The organism is Planococcus maitriensis (assembly GCF_003289925.1).
Taxonomy (GTDB): domain Bacteria; phylum Bacillota; class Bacilli; order Bacillales_A; family Planococcaceae; genus Planococcus; species Planococcus maitriensis.
The window spans coordinates 263,547-281,459 of the sequence record NZ_QLZQ01000003.1; the positions used below are offsets into that span (position 1 = coordinate 263,547).

The following is a 17,913-nucleotide window of genomic DNA, read 5'->3' on the forward strand; positions in this document are numbered from 1 at the left end:
AGCTGCAGGGCCATCCCTTGTCACTTCAAGTCCGTAGCGTTATAGTTAGGGTGTAAAAAATAACAGACAAGTGTCAAGACAAGGGGAAAGAATATGGCAACTGCGACAGAAAAAAACACAAAACCTGTATCACAGCGAAAACTATTGGGCGTGGCTGGACTCGGCTGGCTGTTCGATGCGATGGACGTTGGGATCCTGGCGTTTATCATCGCCGCCCTTCACGAAGATTGGGGCCTCACTTCCCAGGAAATGGGCTGGATCGGCGGCATCAATTCGATCGGCATGGCGGTCGGGGCGTTCGTTTTCGGGATTTATGCCGACCGTGTCGGCCGCAAGAAAATCTTCATCATCACTTTATTGCTGTTCTCGCTGGCTAGCGGCATTTCAGCCTTCACTACGACGCTGGCCGCATTCCTGGTCTTGCGTTTCTTCGTCGGCATGGGGCTTGGCGGGGAATTGCCGGTCGCCTCGACTTTGGTGTCGGAAAGTGTCCCGGCAAAAGACCGCGGGCGGGTCGTCGTCCTGCTGGAGAGTTTCTGGGCTGCAGGCTGGCTGGTGGCTGCAATCATTTCGTACTTCATCATTCCTGAGTTTGGCTGGCGGATAGCGCTTTTGCTGACGGCATTGCCTGCGTTTTACGCTTTATATCTCCGGATCAATCTACCGGATTCGCCTCAGTTCACAGCTAAAAAAGATGTGCTGCGCTCCGTTTCCACCAATATCCGGGAGGTGTGGTCAAAAACCTACCGGCGCCCGACGATGATGCTGTGGATCGTCTGGTTCACTGTGGTCTTCTCGTATTACGGGATGTTCCTGTGGCTGCCGAGTGTCATGGTGATGAAAGGATTCCCGCTCATCCAAAGCTTCCAATATGTGCTGATCATGACGCTGGCGCAATTACCGGGTTATTTCTCGGCGGCTTGGCTCATTGAACGCGCTGGCCGGAAATTTGTGCTGGTGACCTATTTGATCGGGACAGCTGCTTCCGCTTTGGCTTTCGGGAACGCGGATACTGTCACGGCGCTATTGGTATCGGGTGCTTTCCTATCATTCTTCAACCTCGGGGCTTGGGGAGCGCTTTACGCCTACTCTCCTGAGCAATATCCGACAGTCATCCGTGCCACGGGAACAGGCATGGCGGCGTCTTTCGGCCGAGTCGGAGGCATTCTTGGCCCCATTCTGGTCGGTTCGATGCTGACGGCAGGATTTGGCATCAATGTCATTTTTGCGATTTTCTGCGTTTCGATTTTAATCGGCGCATTGGCGGTCGCCTTCCTTGGGACCGAAACGAAACAGATGGAATTGGAATAAGGGAACGCGGGCCGGATGAGGTCCGCGTTTTCGTTTTCCCTAAAACGAAAAGAGGGAATGAGCCCCGAATAGCCAATAAGTAATGAAGAAATGAATTTAATGGAAACGAGTGTGGGGACATGGAATGGAAATGGTACCAGGAGATTGGCGAATATTTGGGAAAAGCAAAGCCGCTGCTTGAAAAAAGGGAAGACCTATATAGTTTATTTCTCGGTGTGCTTGGCCAAATTGAACAAGGGCGTTATGAAACTTTCTATTTAGGGCTCGCGAAAGACGCGCAAGGCGTTGTGGCATTGGCTTTGATGACACCCCCGCATCCTTTGCAATTGATTGTCTTGCGCAAATGCGCGAATGCGGAAACGTTGGCGGCAAAGGAATTCCGCAATGCGGAAATTGAGGTTCCTGGCGTCATCGGGGATAAAGAAACCGCTGGAAGGTTTGCGAAAGCGTGGGGAGAGCCTGCAGAAATCGCGATGGACCAAGGCTTGTACCGAATTGACGCGGTGCGGAAGAAACTTGCGAAAAGCCCCGGCAGCTGGCGTGTGGCGAACCGGCTTGATGCCCCGTTGCTTGTCGATTGGTATCAATTATTCGGTGAAGATACCGGCATCGGCAATCCGGCGCAGGACGAGGCGAAAGAAAAAATTGACGATTTTATTTCACGAAAAGAAGTATTTCTTTGGGAAGACGGGGGACGTGCTGTGTCCTGCATGAAAAAAGCGCGGCCATCCAAAAACGGCATTACCGTATCATTCGTTTTTACGCCGGAAGAGCTGCGGAGGAAAGGCTATGCCCGGACGCTCGTTGCGGAAGTCACGGAAGAGCTGCTCAATGAATATGATTTTGCTATGCTTTATACGGACCTGGCGAATGGCACGTCCAATAAGATTTACCAGGAAATCGGCTATGAGCAAATCGCCAATCCGGTCCACTTGAAATTCGGGCTGCCCGAACGGGAGTAAAGCCCTGAGTATAAGGGTATAGGAAAACGACCAATTGAAAGGGGGCGAAGCGAATGATCCGCTTTGACAAGGTCACCAAACGCTTCCCGGACGGGACGGAAGCGCTAAAAGACATTTCGCTCGAGTTGCCCGCACGCCAGCTGACTGCCATAATCGGCCCCAGCGGATGCGGGAAAACGACCTTGATGAAAATGGTGAACAAACTGGAAAATCCGACAGCAGGTGCCATATACATAGACGATGAGCCGATCACCGGCATGGACGAAGTGAAGTTGCGGCGGTCGATCGGCTATGTCATCCAGCGCATCGGCCTGTTTCCGCATATGACTATCGCAGACAATGTCTCGCTTGTCCCGAAGCTATTGAATTGGCCGGCAGATAAAACTGACGCGCGGTCGAAAGAATTGCTGCAATTAGTCGGTTTGGACCCTGCTGTTTTCATGGAGCGCTATCCGCTGGAATTGAGCGGGGGCCAGCAGCAGCGTGTCGGCGTCGTCCGGGCGCTCGCGGGAGATCCGAACATTGTGCTGATGGATGAGCCGTTTTCGGCGCTTGACCCGATCAGCCGTGAGCAATTGCAGGATGAGCTGCGCCATTTACAGCAGGAAATCCATAAAACGATCATTTTTGTCACACATGATATGGATGAGGCATTGAAAATCGCCGATACGATCGTCGTGATGAAGGGCGGGAAAGTCGAGCAGGTCGGGACGCCGCAGCAATTGATCGATGAACCTGCCAATGACTTCGTGCGAAGCTTTATCGGCGCTGAGCGCATCAACCAGAAACGTTCATTCGGAGAGCGGCGTTTGAAGGAATTCCTATTTCTCTTCGACAAAGACTGGGCAGGGGAAGCGGAACGAGCGGATGCTGCACTGGCGGTCGGCGATGCGCATCAGTTATTGGAGCGAAGCGGCAAACCGCGCCTCGCTGTAGTCGATGAAGGGACATTGGTCGGTTTTGCAGGAGAGCGGGAATTGCTGAGAGCTGCCCTCCATGTTGAAAAGGGGGCGGGCGTGTGAATGCGTTTCTCGATACACTGGTGAGCCGCCAGGACATGATCCAGGATGCTTTTATTGAACATATCTATTTATCTTTTGTCGCTGTGGCAATCGGCATCGCGATTGCTTTGCCTACAGGTGTGATGATCGCCCGCTACCGGCGCTTTGCCGAACCGATCATCGGTGTCACCGCCATCTTCCAAACGATACCGAGCTTAGCTTTATTCGGTTTTTTAGTGCCGATTCTCGGCATCGGATCACCGACTGCTTTGATTGCGCTGATCATCTATGCGCTATTGCCGATTTTGCGCAACACTTATGCAGGTATTGTCGGCGTCGATGGATCCACCATTGAAGCGGGGCGCGGGATGGGAATGACGAGAACGCAGATCCTGCGCCAGATCGAATTGCCGTTGGCGCTGCCGTTCATCATGGCTGGCATCCGCACTGCCACGGTATTGACGGTCGGCATCGCGACGCTCGCGACTTTTGTCGGTGCTGGCGGGCTAGGCGACATCATCTACCGGGGGCTGCAATCGTACAATAATTCCTTGGTGCTTGCGGGGGCGCTACCGGTTGCCCTCTTGGCGATTGGCTTTGATTTGATTTTGAAGTGGATTGAAAAGCGCGCAACACCAAAAGGCTTGAAAACTTAAGGGCCATGCCTAGGGGTGAAGCGGAGCGTGAACAGGGATGAGCAAAAAGGCTCGAAACGGAGTCGAAAAGGGGGAACCATCAATGAAAAAAACAGCGTTTGGCATATTGCTCGGAACATCCGCGATTCTTGCTGCCTGCAGCGGCGGCGCAGAGTCGGAACCGATCGTCATCGGGGGCAAGCCTTGGACAGAACAGTATATCCTGCCGCACATTCTCGGCCAGTATATCGAAGCGAATTCGGATTATAGTGTGGAATACGAAGAAGGGCTCGGGGAAGTGTCGATCTTGACGCCGGCACTCGAGCAAGGCGATATCGACCTTTACGTCGAATACACCGGGACCGGCCTGAAAGATGTATTGAAGCGGGAGTCGGCACCGGGGCAGTCTTCCGAGGAAGTATTGCAAGAAGTGCGGGCAGGATATGAGGAAGAGTTGGGCGCTACATGGCTCGAACCGCTCGGATTTGAAAATGGCTATACCTTGGCTTATGCCAAAGATTACGACGCGGAGACCTATTCCGATTTGGCGGAAATCTCGCAATCGGAAGACATGACTTTCGGGGCGCCGCACCCGTTCTATGAGCGCCAAGGGGACGGCTACGACGATATGGTCGCCACGTATCCATTCGAGTTTTCGGCGACCGAAAGCTTCGATCCGGCGATCATGTACGAAGCGGTACAGAATGGTGACGTCGATGTCATCCCTGCATTCACGACCGATAGCCGCATCGACTTGTTCGACCTGAAGACGACGGAAGATGACCAATCGTTCTTCCCGAAATATGACGCTGTACCGGTCGTCCGGATGGAAACGCTCGAAGAATATCCCGAGCTTGAGGATCTATTGAACGAATTGGCAGGACAGATCACGGAAGAAGAGATGCTTGCGATGAACTCGCGCGTCGACGTGGACCAGGAAATCCCGAACGAAGTCGCGCGTGAATTCCTAATAGAAAAAGGCTTGATCGAAGAATGAGGAAACCCTCTGCAGCTAAATGCCGCAGAGGGTTTTTGTTTGCCTAAGAGGCAGCCATCCCCTTTTTCATGTAGTAATCCGTTAGGGATTCTTGTACAATAAATGAAGGTGAGTGAATAGTCATTCAATTCAGTTTAATGGAAACGATTTCAAAAATAGGAGTGATTCAAAATGAGGGAAGTAGTCATCGTTGAAGGCGTCCGGTCGCCAGTCGGCAGGCGCAAAGGGCAATTCGGGGAGATGCGGCCGGATGAACTCGCGGCTGTCGTACTGGAAGAATTGGTGAACCGTGCGGGTGTCGATAAAGGCATGGTGGAGGACGTCATTCTCGGATGTGTTTCGCAGTCAGGTGAACAAGGCGGCAATATCGCCAGGACGTCAGCATTGATTGCCGGGTTCCCGGATTTTGTGCCGGGCGTCACCATCGACCGCCAGTGCGGCTCGAGCCAGCAAGCCGTTCACTTCGGGGCGCAGGCGATTTTAGCCGGGGATATGGACATCGTCATTGCCGGCGGTGTCGAAAGCATGACGCGTGTCCCGATGTTCTCCAATATGCAAGGAGCGAAGCCGAGTAAAAAACTGACCGATCAATATGAAATCATCAACCAGGGATTATCTGCGGAACGCATAGCTGAAAAATGGGGGTTCAGCCGACAGCAGCTGGATGCTTATGCCGTACAGAGCCATGAACGCGCACAGCAAGCGATCGACGCAGGCCTTTACGATAAGGAAATCGTCCCGGTGGATGCCCAGGATGAACAAGGCCATTTCCGGAAAGTCACGAAAGATGAAGGGCCAAGGCCCGGCACGACTGAAGAAGTGCTTGCTGGATTAAAGCCCGCATTCGATGAACAAGGCGTCATCACGGCCGGCAACGCCAGCCAAATGAGCGATGGGGCATCCGCCGTCCTATTGATGTCGAGGGAAAAAGCCGATGAACTCGGATTGAAACCGAAAGCGCGCATACTCGCCCGGACGGTTGTCGGATCGGATCCGACTTTGATGCTGACAGGGCCGATCGCCGCTACGAAAAAAGTGCTGGAAAAAACGGGCCTGGCAATCGATGATATGGACCGCTATGAAGTGAATGAAGCATTTGCACCCGTTCCGCTCGCCTGGCTTGCGGATATCGGGGGGGATCCGGACAAGCTCAACGTCAACGGCGGCGCCATCGCACTCGGGCATCCTTTGGGCGCGACCGGCACGAAATTGTTGGTGTCGCTTGTGCATGAGCTGGAGCGCTCTGACAGCCGTTACGGCCTGCTTGCGATTTGCGAAGGCATGGGCATGGCGAACGCGACAATCATCGAACGGCTCACTTGAATAGATGAAGACACAGTCAAAGGGGAGAATGAAATGGATTTTTCTAAAGTGAAAGCCATTGTCACCGGCGGCGCTTCCGGATTAGGTGAAGCGACGGTGCGCCATATCGCGGGAAATGGCGGGCGCGCAGTGATATTCGACTTGAACGAAGCACGTGCGAATGGCGTGATGGCTGATTTCAATGAAGGGCAAATCAGCTATTTTGGAACGGACGTAACAAACGCGCTTCAGGTAGAAGAAAATGTGAAGAAGGCGGCCGATAAGCTCGGCAGCGTCAATCTCCTAATCAATTGTGCAGGTATCGGCACACCCGGGAAAGTCGTGTCGAAAGGGCAGCCACTTGCACTCGACCGCTTCGAAAAAGTCATTCAAGTCAATCTGGTCGGCAGCTTTAACGTATTGCGTGCCGCTGCAGCGGCGATGCAGCAAAACGAGCCCAATGAAGAAGGGGAACGCGGCGTCATCATATCGACTGCATCCGTTGCGGCGTATGAAGGCCAGATCGGGCAAGCGGCCTATAGCGCATCAAAAGGGGGCATCGTCTCGATGACCTTGCCGATTGCGCGGGAATTGGCGCGTGATGGCATCCGGGTCATGGCAATTGCGCCGGGCCTCATGAAAACGCCGATGTTCGACGGTTTGCCGGAAGCGGCGATCCAGTCGCTTTCCGCGACAGTGCCGTTTCCGGCGCGTCTCGGGCGTCCTGCTGAATACGCGAAGCTGGTCGAAAGCATCGTCGAAAACCCGCTATTGAACGGGGAAGTGATCCGCTTGGACGGCGCGATCCGCATGCAGCCGAAATAAAGGGGGATGGGGAAAATGGCAAGATACAGGTTTGAAGAAGAAGAGCACACAATGTTCCGCAAGTCATTGCGCAAGTTTTTGGAGAAAGAAGCGGTGCCGCAATATGAGCAATGGGAGAAGGACCGCCTGATCCCGAAGTCGTTCTGGCGAAAGCTCGGCGATATGGGCTTTTTATGCCCGCAAGTGGAAGAGCGATACGGCGGGCTTGGCCTTGATTTCCGCTACGGCGTCATTATAGGCGAGGAAATGGAGCGCGTCGGGGCGAGCTTGACGGGCGTCGGGCTGCATAATGACATTACTGTGCCTTATATAGAAGCGTACGGGACGGAACAGCAGAAACAGGATTGGCTGCCGGGGTGCATCAGTGGCGAGTATATTACCGCCATTGCGATGACAGAACCAGGCGCTGGGTCCGACCTCGCCAATATCTCCACCACGGCTGTAAGAGATGGCGACCATTACATCGTCAACGGCCAAAAAACTTTCATCACCAACGGCATCAATTCGACGCATGTCTTGGTGGTCGTCAAGACCGACCCGAAAGCCGAGCCGAAGCATAAAGGCATCTCGCTGTTGATGGTGGAAGAAGGGACGGCTGGATTCACCAAAGGGCGAAAACTTGATAAAGTCGGGCTCCATGCACAGGATACGTCCGAGCTGTATTTCGAGGATTGCAAAGTGCCGGCCGCCAACCTGGTCGGCGAGGAAAACAAAGGCTTTACTTACTTGATGGAGAAACTGCAACAGGAGCGGCTCGTCGTGGCACTTGCCGCACAGATTGCCTCGGAAGACATGCTTGAAATGACGGTCGATTATGTCAAATCCCGTAAAGCATTCGGCAAGCCGGTCAGCGCATTCCAGAACACCCAGTTCAAACTGGTGGAAATGGCTACCGAGATCGAGCTCGGCAAAGCGTTCCTCGAATCCTTGATCGAAGAGCACATGGCCGGGAAAGACGTCGTCTCGAAAGTGTCGATGGCGAAATATTGGCTGACGGAGACGGCGAAGAAAATTTCGGGCGAATGCATGCAATTGCACGGCGGCTACGGCTATATGGAAGAATACAAAATCGCCCGGCGCTACCGTGACATTCCGGTAGCGGCGATTTATGCCGGGTCCAATGAAATCATGAAAACGATCATCGCCAAACGGATGGGGCTTTAAATGGAAAAGGCGCTGACAGGCATCCGTATATTGGACGTGACGTATTATGTGCCGGGACCGTTTGCGGGCATGCGGCTTGCGGAACTCGGCGCTGAAGTCATCAAGGTGGAGCCGCCAGCCGGCGATCCATCGCGCGGCATGGGGGGAGGCCTCGTGCACAGCGCACATAATGCAGACAAGCAAATCGTGCAGCTGGATTTAAAATCGGAAAGCGGAAAACGCGAGATGCTGGAACTCGTGCGTTCTGCCGATGCGCTCATCGAAACGTTCCGGCCGGGCGTCATGAAAAAGCTCGGGCTTGATTATGGCAGCGTCAAAGAGCTCAAGCCGGACATCGTCTATTGCTCGCTATCAGGGTATGGGCAGACGGGTGAGCTTGCGCATCTCGGCAGCCACGACCTGAATTACCTGGCGCTTTCGGGTGCCCTTGACCAGCTCCGCGATGAAGGTGGCCGGCCTGTGCATCCGACCAATACGCTCGCGGATTATACCGGGGGCTTGCTTGCGAGTGAACAAATACTTGCCGCGTTGATCCGTAAGCTGCGCACGGGCGAAGGGGCTTACTTGGACATTGCGCTTGCAGAAGTGATGGCGGAATTCTTGCCGAACCACGACGCCTACCACAAAGCTGGAGTCTCGGGTCACGGTGTTCCCGAAATCGGGGGCGGCCGCATCAGCTACGCAATCTACGAGACGGAAGATGGGCGCTACGTGACACTCGGTGCCTTGGAAGGGAAATTCTGGCGCAATTTCTGTGAACTGGCTGGGCGCCCTGACTGGGTGGCTTGGGGGGAATGTGCGCCGGGCACGCCCGAGCACCGGCAAGTCGAGATGTTTTTCAAATCGAAAAGCTGGCAAGAATGGTACAGGTTGTCGCTTGTCCACGATTGCTGCCTGGCGCCGGTCTTGAGTGCGGATGAGCGCCATCGCCATCCTTTCTTTCTCGGCCGGGCGCCTGGCGTGGAAGCGGGCGAAGTGCGCTGAATGAATTCAACCAGGCAGCATCATATAGTGAAATTGAAATTCTGCACTTGACAGAATATACAAAACCTTTTAGTATGAAGGACAACTTGTTGGTAGCGGCAAGTCTATTCGAGAGAAGAGCCAGAAGAGAAGAGAACAGAAGAGTGCAAATCGAGGAATGAGACGAGTAGGCAGTGGCGTCTATTTAGAGAGTCAGCGGCTGGTGGGAGCTGATTGGATGCGCTGTGCGAATGGACTTATGAGAGCCAGCCGGAAAGCGGAAGCGAGTATGGCGGACGTAGCCCTGCGTTAAAGGGACAGGCGAAGAGCCTATTGAGTGAGTGCGAAAATGCATTAATGCGTGGTGGTACCGCGGTTAAACCCGTCCCCGCAACCGGATGAATGTCCGGTTGCGGGGATTTTTGCATTCAAAAAAACGAGATGAGGAGAGATTGAGATGAGCAGAGCAGAGAATATGAACGAACATACAATGAAACAGCAAGCATTGGCGTTATTGGAAGGGCGCATGAACCAACAGCAGATGAAGGAGCTCCTCAGCGGCTTGCACGAAAAAGGCGAGACGGCCGACGAGTTGGTCGGCATGGTCCTTGCCATGCGGGAGAAGGCAGTCAAGCTTCCGGAAGTGGAAGGTGAACTGGTAGACGTGTGCGGCACCGGCGGCGATAAATCCTTTAGCTTCAACATCAGCACATTGACGGCGTTCGTCTTGGCCGGCTGCGGCATGAGCGTCGCGAAGCACGGTAACCGGAGCGTTTCCAGCAAGACGGGCAGCTCAGATTTATTGGAAGAGATCGGGATATCCACTCAATTGGCTGTAACGGAATTGCCGGCACTCGTCGAACAGACTGGCATCGCCTTTTTGTTCGCGCCGTCGATCCATCCGGCACTCGGGGACTTGCGTGAAGTGCGCAAGGCAATCGGCACGCCGACCATCTTCAACTTGGTCGGTCCGCTGGCGAATCCTTTGCCGATCGCCATCCAAATGAGCGGCGTTTACCGTCCGGACATGATGGAACCGATGGCTGAAGCCTTGATGCGCCTCGGCAGAAAGCGCGGGGCGATAGTCCACGGGGCAGGCGGACTGGATGAACTGTCTCTTGCCGGGACCAACCAATTGATCGTCTTTGACGAACAAGGCAAGCGCAGCTTGACGGTCCATCCTCACGAAGTCGGTCTTGAAACCGCGCCGATCGAAGCGATTCGCGGAGGCGATTCAAAACGCAATGCAGAGATTTTCATGCAAGTGATCGACGGGACGCCGAGTGCTTATTTGGATACAGTGGCACTCAATGCGGGAACGGTGCTTTACGTGAGCGGCCGTGCCGCAAGCATTGCGGAAGGCGTGCATCAGGCGCGCAAATCCATCATTTCAGGAGAAACGGCGCGTGTGTATGAATTGCACCGCCTGGCATCGGGGGTGCTCGTATGACCATATTGGACAAAATCATGGAAACCAAACGGCAGGAAATCACTGCCTATGAAAATAGTTATCCTAAAACCGAGCGATATCCGGACAAACCGAAACTCCTCGACACCTTGCGAAAAAGCCGCGGAGTCATTTCGGAAATCAAGCGTGCATCTCCGTCGAAAGGCGCCATCCGCATGGAAGTGGATGTCGTCGAACAGGCCCTCAAATATGAAGGGGCCGGCGCAGCCGCCATTTCCGTATTGACGGACGAGCAATATTTCAAAGGGTCGATCGACGATTTGAAGAAAGTGGCACACGCTGTTTCGGTCCCTGTATTGTGCAAAGATTTCATGGTCAGCGAAATACAGGTCGAACGGGCGAAAGCGGCAGGGGCAACGATCATTCTGTTGATCGTCGCCGCGCTTGAAGAAGAGGAGCTCGAACGGTTATTCCGCTACGCGGATGCGCTCGGCATGGAAATCCTGGTGGAAGTGCATGATGCAGCAGAGCTCGAAAAAGCGGTGGCGCTCGGGGCGCAATTGATTGGCGTCAATAACCGCGACTTAAAAACCTTTAAAGTGTCGCTGGAGCGGACGGCTGAATTAGCTGGGAAATTCCCGTTTGACAGCGGTTCTGTGCTGATCAGCGAGAGTGGCATGAACGAGGCGGCGGATGCTCACCAAGCCTATGAACTGGGCGCACAAGGCGTACTGGTGGGGGAAGCGCTGATGCGTTCGGAAAATCCGGCTGGCTGGATTCGCCAGGCGACAGGACAGGAGGCAGCGCGATGACACGTGTGAAAATCTGTGGATTGATGGAGGAACGGCACGTTCAAGCCGCATCTCAAGCGGATGCGATCGGGTTTGTCTTTGCCCCGAGCAAACGGCGCGTATCGGTCGAACGGGCCCAGGAATTGTCGCAAATCGCAAACGCCGGGGTTGAACGGATCGGCGTATTCGTCAACGCTTCTTATGAAGAAATCGAAAAGGCCGTCAAGACGGTGCCGCTGACGATGGTGCAACTACATGGTGATGAGCCGGACGAGCTGATCCAGCGTATCGAAGTGCCGGTCATTCAAGCTTTTTCGATCCGGACACCGGACGATGTGGAAAAATTGAACAACTCGATTGCGGACTATATATTGGTCGATGCGCCAGGCACCGACTATCGCGGGGGCAGTGGGCATGTATTCGATTGGAGCCTCCTGGAAAACGCGGGCTTGGATCATAGCCGCCTCATTTTAGCAGGCGGATTGAATAGAGGGAATGTGCAAGCGGCCATCAGCCAAACCGCTCCATTCATGGTCGATGTATCGAGCGGAGTGGAAACCGATGGCCGGAAAGATGAAGTGAAAATTCGGCAATTCATACTACAGGCAAAGGGTGATTCGATGGAAAGAACAAAAGAAAAAACAATGGACCCGATAGGATTTTTCGGCCGCTACGGCGGACAGTTCGTTCCGGAAACCTTGATGAAAGCAGTCAAAGAACTCGAGGCCGCGTATGAAGAAGCAAAAAATGACCCTGAATTCCAAAAAGAATATCACCATTATTTGAGTGAATACGTCGGCCGCGAACAGCCACTGACCTTTGCTGCGCGCATGACAGAAGCATGGGGCGGGCCGAAAATTTACTTGAAACGCGAAGATTTAAATCATACCGGCGCCCATAAAGTGAACAATGCCATCGGACAGGCTTTGCTTGCCCGGCGCATGGGCAAGCGCAAAATCGTCGCTGAAACCGGAGCGGGCCAGCACGGCGTGGCGACAGCTACCATTTGCGCGTTATTCGATCTGGATTGTGTTGTATTCATGGGCGAAGAAGACATCAAGCGCCAGCAGCTCAACGTGTTCCGCATGAAATTATTGGGGGCCCGCGTGGAGAGCGTATCAAAAGGCAGCGGCACGCTGAAGGATGCAGTCAATGAAGCGCTGCGCTACTGGGTCACGAATGTTGAAGACACCCATTATTTGATCGGCTCGGCGCTTGGCCCCCATCCGTTCCCGACGATGGTGCGTGATTTCCAAAGCGTCATCGGCCAGGAAACGAAGCGCCAGATCCTCGACAAGGAAGGGCGCTTGCCGGATGCTGTCGTCGCGTGCGTCGGCGGCGGTTCCAATGCAATCGGCATGTTCCACCCTTTTGTTAACGACGAATCGGTCCGTTTGATCGGCGCCGAAGCGGCAGGGGAAGGCGTCGATACCGACCGCCACGCCGCGACTTTGACGAAAGGTTCGGAAGGCGTGCTCCACGGTGCCATGATGAAGTTATTACAGGATGAGTCCGGGCAAGTACAGGAAGCGCATTCCATTTCCGCTGGCCTCGATTATCCGGGAATCGGGCCGGAGCACGCGCATCTCGCTGACAGCGGGCGCGTCACATACGAAGCGATTACAGATGATGAAGCGCTGGCGTCGGTCATTGAAATGTCGCGTCTTGAAGGCATCATCCCGGCTTTGGAATCTGCCCATGCGGTAGCGGAAGCCAAAAAACAGGCGCGGTCGATGACAGCGGATGAATTGCTCGTCATTTGCGTATCCGGCAGAGGCGATAAGGATATGGCGACATATGCCGAGAAATTGGAGGGGCTGTCATGAAACGATTAACCGAACTGAAACAGGCAGGGCAGAAAGCGTTTGTCGCTTACATCATGGCCGGAGACGGCGGAATCGACAAACTGGGCGAACAGATCCGGTATTTGCAAGAGCGCGGGGTGACGGCAATTGAAGTCGGAATTCCCTTCTCGGATCCAGTCGCTGATGGGCCGACAATCGAAGCTGCAGGAAACCGTGCGCTTGCTGAAGGCATCACATTGGAAAAAGTGCTCGATGCGATGCAGCGCTTTGATTTCGAAGTGAAAGTCCCGCTCATCATCATGACCTATCTGAATCCGGTCATTCGCTTCGGTGCCGAGCGTTTTACCCAGGAAGCGAAAAAAGCGGGGGCATCAGGCATCATCATTCCGGATTTGCCGTTCGAGCATCGCCAATTGATTGAGCCATTCGCGAAACAGCAGGAGCTTGCGCTGATCCAGCTCGTCACGCTGACGACCATCGAGAGCCGCCTGGAAGAAATCCTCAAGCAGGCGGAAGGGTTTGTCTATGCGGTAACCGTGACCGGCATTACCGGAAGCCGCGATGAGTTGGCGGAAGAAGTCGGCGCATTCACGCGCAAAGTAAGGGAATTGAGCCCTGTCCCGGTCTATGCGGGATTTGGGATCTCCAAAGAAAGCCATGTCGATATGCTGCGTGACGATGTGGACGGTTTTATTGTCGGCAGCGCGATTGTCCAGGCATTCCATGAAGACCGGATTGAAGATGTCGAACCCTTGATCGATGCAGTGACCGCCCCTCATTCGGTATAATACCGTCAGGAGGGATCAGCATGTTTGAACCGATGGATGAGAAGTTCTTTGAAACCCCGACTCTTGAGTTGTCGCGGGATTTACTAGGGAAAATACTGGTCCACGAACTGCCGGGCGGCATCGTCGCCGGCAGGATCGTCGAGACTGAAGCATATATGGGGGCGGAAGACCGGGCTGCACACAGTTTCGGAAACCGCCGCACAAAACGCACCGAAGTGATGTTCGGCAGGTCGGGGCTTGTCTATACGTACCAGATGCATACCCATACACTATTGAACGTCGTTAGCGGCCCTCAGGAAATACCGCGCGCAATCCTGATCCGGGCGGTCGAGCCGGTCGAGGGCATCGAGTTCATGGCAGAGCGCAGAGGGCAGCATATGCCGATGAAGCAATGGACGAGCGGGCCCGGCAAGCTGACGAAAGCGATGGGCATCACAATGGATTATAACGGCCATCATTTTACCGAGCGGCCGCTTTATATCGCTGAAGGCGATGCGGTGCACACAGTATCGACGGGACCGCGCGTCGGCATCGGGAATTCACAGGAAGCGGTCCATTACCCGTACCGTTTTTGGGAATCGGATAATCCGTTCGTTTCGAAATTCCGCCCCTAACCCGGATGTTTAAGCTTTCGAATTCGTGGAATACTGATAGGGAGCATTTAAACAGAAGGAGTGAAGTGAAATGGCGAAAATTGCAACTTTAATTACGGACATGTTCGAGGACGTGGAGTATACAGAACCGGCAAAAGCGTTTAACGAAGCAGGCCATGAACTGATCAATATCGAAAAGGAAGCAGGCAAGAAAGTGACCGGCAAACAAGGCGAAGCTGTTGTCACGATCGATAAAGGCATCGACGATGTGAACCCGGATGAATTCGATGCGCTGCTATTGCCAGGCGGTTTCTCGCCGGACCAATTGCGCGCGGATGACCGTTTCGTGACATTCACGAAGGCGTTCATGGATGCCGAAAAACCGGTCTTCGCGATTTGCCACGGGCCGCAGCTATTGATCACGGCGAAAGCTTTGGAAGGCCGTGATGCTACAGGCTTCAAATCGATTCAAGTCGACATGGAGTATGCGGGCGCAAAAGTTGCCGACAAAGAGGTTGTCGTCTGCCAAAACCAATTGGTGACAAGCCGCCAGCCGGATGACATCCCTGCATTCAACCGTGAGTCATTGAAATTGCTTGAAAACAAATAAGGAACCATCCAAATCGCTCCCGTCATTGGGGGCGGTTTTTCTTATTGAAAATTATTAGGGAATCGAAATGTCCCCTTGCATACATAAGCGCTTGCTTATATAATGAATCCATTGCCAAAAAGAGGTGACTGAAATGGACTATAAACAAATGGAACAGAGCTTGAAAGCGGTAAGCGACGAAACCCGCATGCTGATTTTGAAATACTTATCGAAAGAGGCGTTGTGCATCTGTGAATTTACCGAGCTGCTCGATATGTCGCAGCCGGCCATCAGCCAGCATATGCGCAAACTCAAGCAGGCGGGATTGATCTGTGAAGAAAAGCGCGGGCGCTGGACGATCTGGTCACTCAATGAAAAGCACGGGCTTTTTGAGGTGCTGGCATCGCTTCTTGCGCTGTTGCCGGAACCCGAACGCACAGTGGAATCGCTCATTGCGGAAGGCAAGAAAGTGAATTGTAATTAAGGAGTTGGAACTGAAATGGATGTTTGGTTAGCGATCATTATTTTTCTGGTGACATTGCTTTTCGTCATCTGGCAGCCGCGCGGGCTGTCGATCGGCTGGTCGGCCATTGCCGGGGCAGTGGTCGCCTTGATATTCGGTGTCGTCGATTTCGGCGATGTGTGGGACGTTACGGGAATTGTATGGAATGCGACATTGACTTTTGTCGCCTTGATCATCATTTCCTTGATTTTGGATGAAATCGGATTTTTCGAATGGGCAGCATTACATATGGCGCGTTTTGCCAAAGGCAGCGGCTTGCGCATGTTTTTTCTCGTCACGCTCCTTGGCGCAGTCGTAGCGGCGCTTTTCGCAAATGACGGCGCTGCTTTAATCCTGACGCCGATCGTTCTGGCGATGGTGAGGGCGTTGAAATTCCGCGATACGATGATTTTACCGTTTATCATGGCATCCGGCTTTATCGCCGATACGGCGTCATTGCCGTTTGTCATCAGCAACTTGGTCAATATCGTCTCGGCTGATTTCTTCGGTATCGGCTTTACGGAATACGCATTGCATATGGTGGTTCCGAACTTATTCAGCATATTGGCAAGCATGCTCGTGCTGTATTTATTCTTTAAAAAAGACATCCCGGGGCGCTTCGATCCCGGCGTGTTGAAAAAACCGGATACTGCGATCAAGGATATCCGCATTTTCCGCCTGTCTTGGGTCGTTCTCGCAATCTTGCTGATCGGTTACTTCATGAGTGAATCGCTCGAGATCCCGGTTTCCTTGATCGCCGGTTCGATTGCAATCATCTTCCTGGCAATTGCGCGCAACAGCAAGCACGTTGAAACGATGGCGGTGCTAAAAGGGGCACCATGGGCGATCGTCTTCTTCTCGATCGGCATGTATGTCGTTGTCTACGGCTTGCGCAATGTCGGCTTGACTTCGGTTCTCGCGCAAGCGATTGAATGGACAGCGGGTCACGGCCTGTATGCAGCGACGATCGGCATGGGCTTTATCGCAGCGATCCTGTCGTCCGGCATGAACAATATGCCGACGGTCATGATCAATGCGTTGGTGATCGCTGAGACGGACACGAACGGCGTCATGCGCGATGCCTTGATTTATGCCAACGTCATCGGTTCCGACCTCGGCCCGAAAATCACGCCGATCGGTTCGCTCGCCACTCTTTTGTGGCTGCATGTCCTGAAAACGAAAGGTGTCGAAATCAGCTGGGGGTATTATTTTAAAGTCGGCATCATCCTTACAGTTCCGACTTTGTTCATCACCTTGACCGGACTATATGTATGGTTAACGGTTTTGAATTAATCAACGCAACGGAAAACGCCTGCCATTCAAGAGTGAATGGCAGGCGTTTCTTTTTAATTTTGGCTCAGTCCAAAAACTTGGCCAAGTAAATTTCGTCGTGTTCCTTGCCGTCGATGATCAGTGAGCGGCGGCGTGTGCCTTCTGCCTCGAATCCAGCTTTTTCATACAGCTTTCGCGCCCGCTCATTGGCTTCGATGACAGTCAATTCCAGGCGGGTGATGCCTTTTTGCTTAGACCACTCTTCGGCTTTTTCAAGAAGGGACTTGGCGATGCCTTTGCCTTGGGCTTCCTTCAGAAGGCCGAGAACCAGTGCTGCGCGGTGCGATGCCCGTTTCGCTTCATTGCCGATGACCATCAAATAGCCGACGTGCTGGCCGTTCAAGATGGCGATGATGATGGCGGAATGCCCGCTTTGCTTCCACTCGATGATTTGTTTGCGGACACGCTGTGTGGAAAGCGAGCGCTCATCCTTGCCGTAAAGCATGAAGTCGGATTCGGCCTCCACCGCTTTTTGGAGCAAAGCCAGCGACCGGGCATCCCCGTGTTCTGCGGTTCGGATCAACAAGATGTCTTTGTCTTCGGTATCGGTGTCAGCTGCTGTGTTCTTGGCATCCGCTTTTTCGAAAACGACGTAGCGGTCAGGCTCGACTTCCGCAACGCGGTAGCCGGCGTCCATCCAGGCGTGAAAATGTTTTGCGGGGGGCTTTGACTTTTTCCACCAGCTTTTATTCAAATAAGCTGCATTGGGCAAGTTCTGGCCCATGATCTGCTCAATTTCCGAAAACGTCAAACGGATGCTCGAATTTGTGGCGGCTTGAAAATAATGAGACAAAGGGATGTATTTCTTTTCCAATAATATAGTCACTGGCACCTCTTCCTTCCAGAATCATAGGATTAGTTAGTCATATAATACCATTCGAATATGCTAAAGTACACACTAAACTTTAAAATTACTGATAATTCTAAAATCATTTCCGTATTTAG

At 53.4% G+C, this 17,913-nt stretch carries 18 protein-coding genes and 1 other annotated feature; of the genes, 17 read left to right on the forward strand and 1 reads right to left on the reverse strand.

Annotation, left to right across the window (positions count from 1 at the left end; translation table 11 throughout):
- Nucleotides 1-93 precede the first annotated feature (93 nt).
- The 17 genes from DP119_RS09735 to DP119_RS09815 all read left to right on the forward strand — a co-directional run bounded on the left by DP119_RS09735 (nucleotide 94) and on the right by DP119_RS09815 (nucleotide 16,929).
- The gene (locus tag DP119_RS09735; protein ID WP_112233003.1) at nucleotides 94-1,311 is read left to right on the forward strand and encodes an MFS transporter; all 1,218 of its coding nucleotides are present in this window, start codon (nucleotides 94-96) and stop codon (nucleotides 1,309-1,311) included.
- Nucleotides 1,312-1,430: 119 nt separating this feature from the next.
- Nucleotides 1,431-2,273: a GNAT family N-acetyltransferase gene (locus DP119_RS09740; RefSeq protein ID WP_112233004.1), complete on the forward strand. Its 843-nt coding sequence runs from the start codon at nucleotides 1,431-1,433 to the stop codon at nucleotides 2,271-2,273.
- 53 nt (nucleotides 2,274-2,326) lie between these two features.
- Entirely contained in the window at nucleotides 2,327-3,295 is a 969-nt protein-coding gene (locus tag DP119_RS09745) for an ABC transporter ATP-binding protein (RefSeq protein ID WP_112233005.1), read from the forward strand.
- Nucleotides 3,292-3,930: an ABC transporter permease gene (locus tag DP119_RS09750; protein WP_205853868.1), complete on the forward strand. Its 639-nt coding sequence runs from the start codon at nucleotides 3,292-3,294 to the stop codon at nucleotides 3,928-3,930. The genes DP119_RS09745 and DP119_RS09750 overlap by 4 nt, the downstream gene beginning before the upstream one ends.
- An 82-nt stretch (nucleotides 3,931-4,012) precedes the next feature.
- The gene (locus DP119_RS09755) at nucleotides 4,013-4,906 is read left to right on the forward strand and encodes a glycine betaine ABC transporter substrate-binding protein (RefSeq protein WP_112233006.1); all 894 of its coding nucleotides are present in this window, start codon (nucleotides 4,013-4,015) and stop codon (nucleotides 4,904-4,906) included.
- Nucleotides 4,907-5,077: 171 nt separating this feature from the next.
- Nucleotides 5,078-6,229: a thiolase family protein gene (locus DP119_RS09760; RefSeq protein ID WP_112233007.1), complete on the forward strand. Its 1,152-nt coding sequence runs from the start codon at nucleotides 5,078-5,080 to the stop codon at nucleotides 6,227-6,229.
- 33 nt (nucleotides 6,230-6,262) lie between these two features.
- Nucleotides 6,263-7,033: an SDR family NAD(P)-dependent oxidoreductase gene (locus DP119_RS09765; RefSeq protein ID WP_112233008.1), complete on the forward strand. Its 771-nt coding sequence runs from the start codon at nucleotides 6,263-6,265 to the stop codon at nucleotides 7,031-7,033.
- A gap of 15 nt (nucleotides 7,034-7,048) precedes the next feature.
- Complete coding sequence (locus DP119_RS09770) at nucleotides 7,049-8,197, forward strand: acyl-CoA dehydrogenase family protein (protein WP_112233009.1); 1,149 nt, start codon at nucleotides 7,049-7,051, stop codon at nucleotides 8,195-8,197.
- The gene (locus DP119_RS09775) at nucleotides 8,198-9,181 is read left to right on the forward strand and encodes a CaiB/BaiF CoA transferase family protein (protein WP_112233010.1); all 984 of its coding nucleotides are present in this window, start codon (nucleotides 8,198-8,200) and stop codon (nucleotides 9,179-9,181) included. It abuts the gene before it with no gap.
- 144 nt (nucleotides 9,182-9,325) lie between these two features.
- Nucleotides 9,326-9,553: a binding site (T-box leader), on the forward strand.
- Between the two features lie 64 nt (nucleotides 9,554-9,617).
- On the forward strand, nucleotides 9,618-10,610 hold the full coding sequence (gene trpD / locus DP119_RS09780) for an anthranilate phosphoribosyltransferase (RefSeq protein ID WP_112233011.1): 993 nt from the start codon (nucleotides 9,618-9,620) through the stop codon (nucleotides 10,608-10,610).
- The gene (trpC, locus tag DP119_RS09785; RefSeq protein ID WP_112233012.1) at nucleotides 10,607-11,380 is read left to right on the forward strand and encodes an indole-3-glycerol phosphate synthase TrpC; all 774 of its coding nucleotides are present in this window, start codon (nucleotides 10,607-10,609) and stop codon (nucleotides 11,378-11,380) included. Before trpD ends, trpC begins: the two co-directional genes overlap by 4 nt.
- The gene (gene trpB / locus DP119_RS09790) at nucleotides 11,377-13,185 is read left to right on the forward strand and encodes a tryptophan synthase subunit beta (protein ID WP_112233013.1); all 1,809 of its coding nucleotides are present in this window, start codon (nucleotides 11,377-11,379) and stop codon (nucleotides 13,183-13,185) included. The genes trpC and trpB overlap by 4 nt, the downstream gene beginning before the upstream one ends.
- Entirely contained in the window at nucleotides 13,182-13,952 is a 771-nt protein-coding gene (gene trpA / locus DP119_RS09795) for a tryptophan synthase subunit alpha (protein WP_112233014.1), read from the forward strand. The genes trpB and trpA overlap by 4 nt, the downstream gene beginning before the upstream one ends.
- Before the next feature lie 20 nt (nucleotides 13,953-13,972).
- Nucleotides 13,973-14,566, forward strand: coding sequence for a DNA-3-methyladenine glycosylase (locus DP119_RS09800; protein ID WP_112233015.1), 594 nt, complete (start codon nucleotides 13,973-13,975; stop codon nucleotides 14,564-14,566).
- 70 nt (nucleotides 14,567-14,636) lie between these two features.
- Nucleotides 14,637-15,155, forward strand: a complete 519-nt coding sequence (locus DP119_RS09805; protein WP_112233016.1) for a type 1 glutamine amidotransferase domain-containing protein — start codon at nucleotides 14,637-14,639, stop codon at nucleotides 15,153-15,155.
- A 133-nt stretch (nucleotides 15,156-15,288) separates the two neighbouring features.
- Nucleotides 15,289-15,618, forward strand: coding sequence for an ArsR/SmtB family transcription factor (locus tag DP119_RS09810; RefSeq protein WP_112233017.1), 330 nt, complete (start codon nucleotides 15,289-15,291; stop codon nucleotides 15,616-15,618).
- Between the two features lie 15 nt (nucleotides 15,619-15,633).
- A complete protein-coding gene (locus tag DP119_RS09815; RefSeq protein WP_112233018.1) occupies nucleotides 15,634-16,929 on the forward strand; it encodes an arsenic transporter in 1,296 nt (431 codons plus the stop codon).
- 64 nt (nucleotides 16,930-16,993) lie between these two features.
- Here DP119_RS09815 and DP119_RS09820 read toward each other — a convergent pair whose 3' ends face one another.
- Nucleotides 16,994-17,794, reverse strand: coding sequence for a GNAT family N-acetyltransferase (locus DP119_RS09820; protein WP_112233019.1), 801 nt, complete (start codon nucleotides 17,792-17,794; stop codon nucleotides 16,994-16,996).
- Nucleotides 17,795-17,913: the final 119 nt, after the last annotated feature.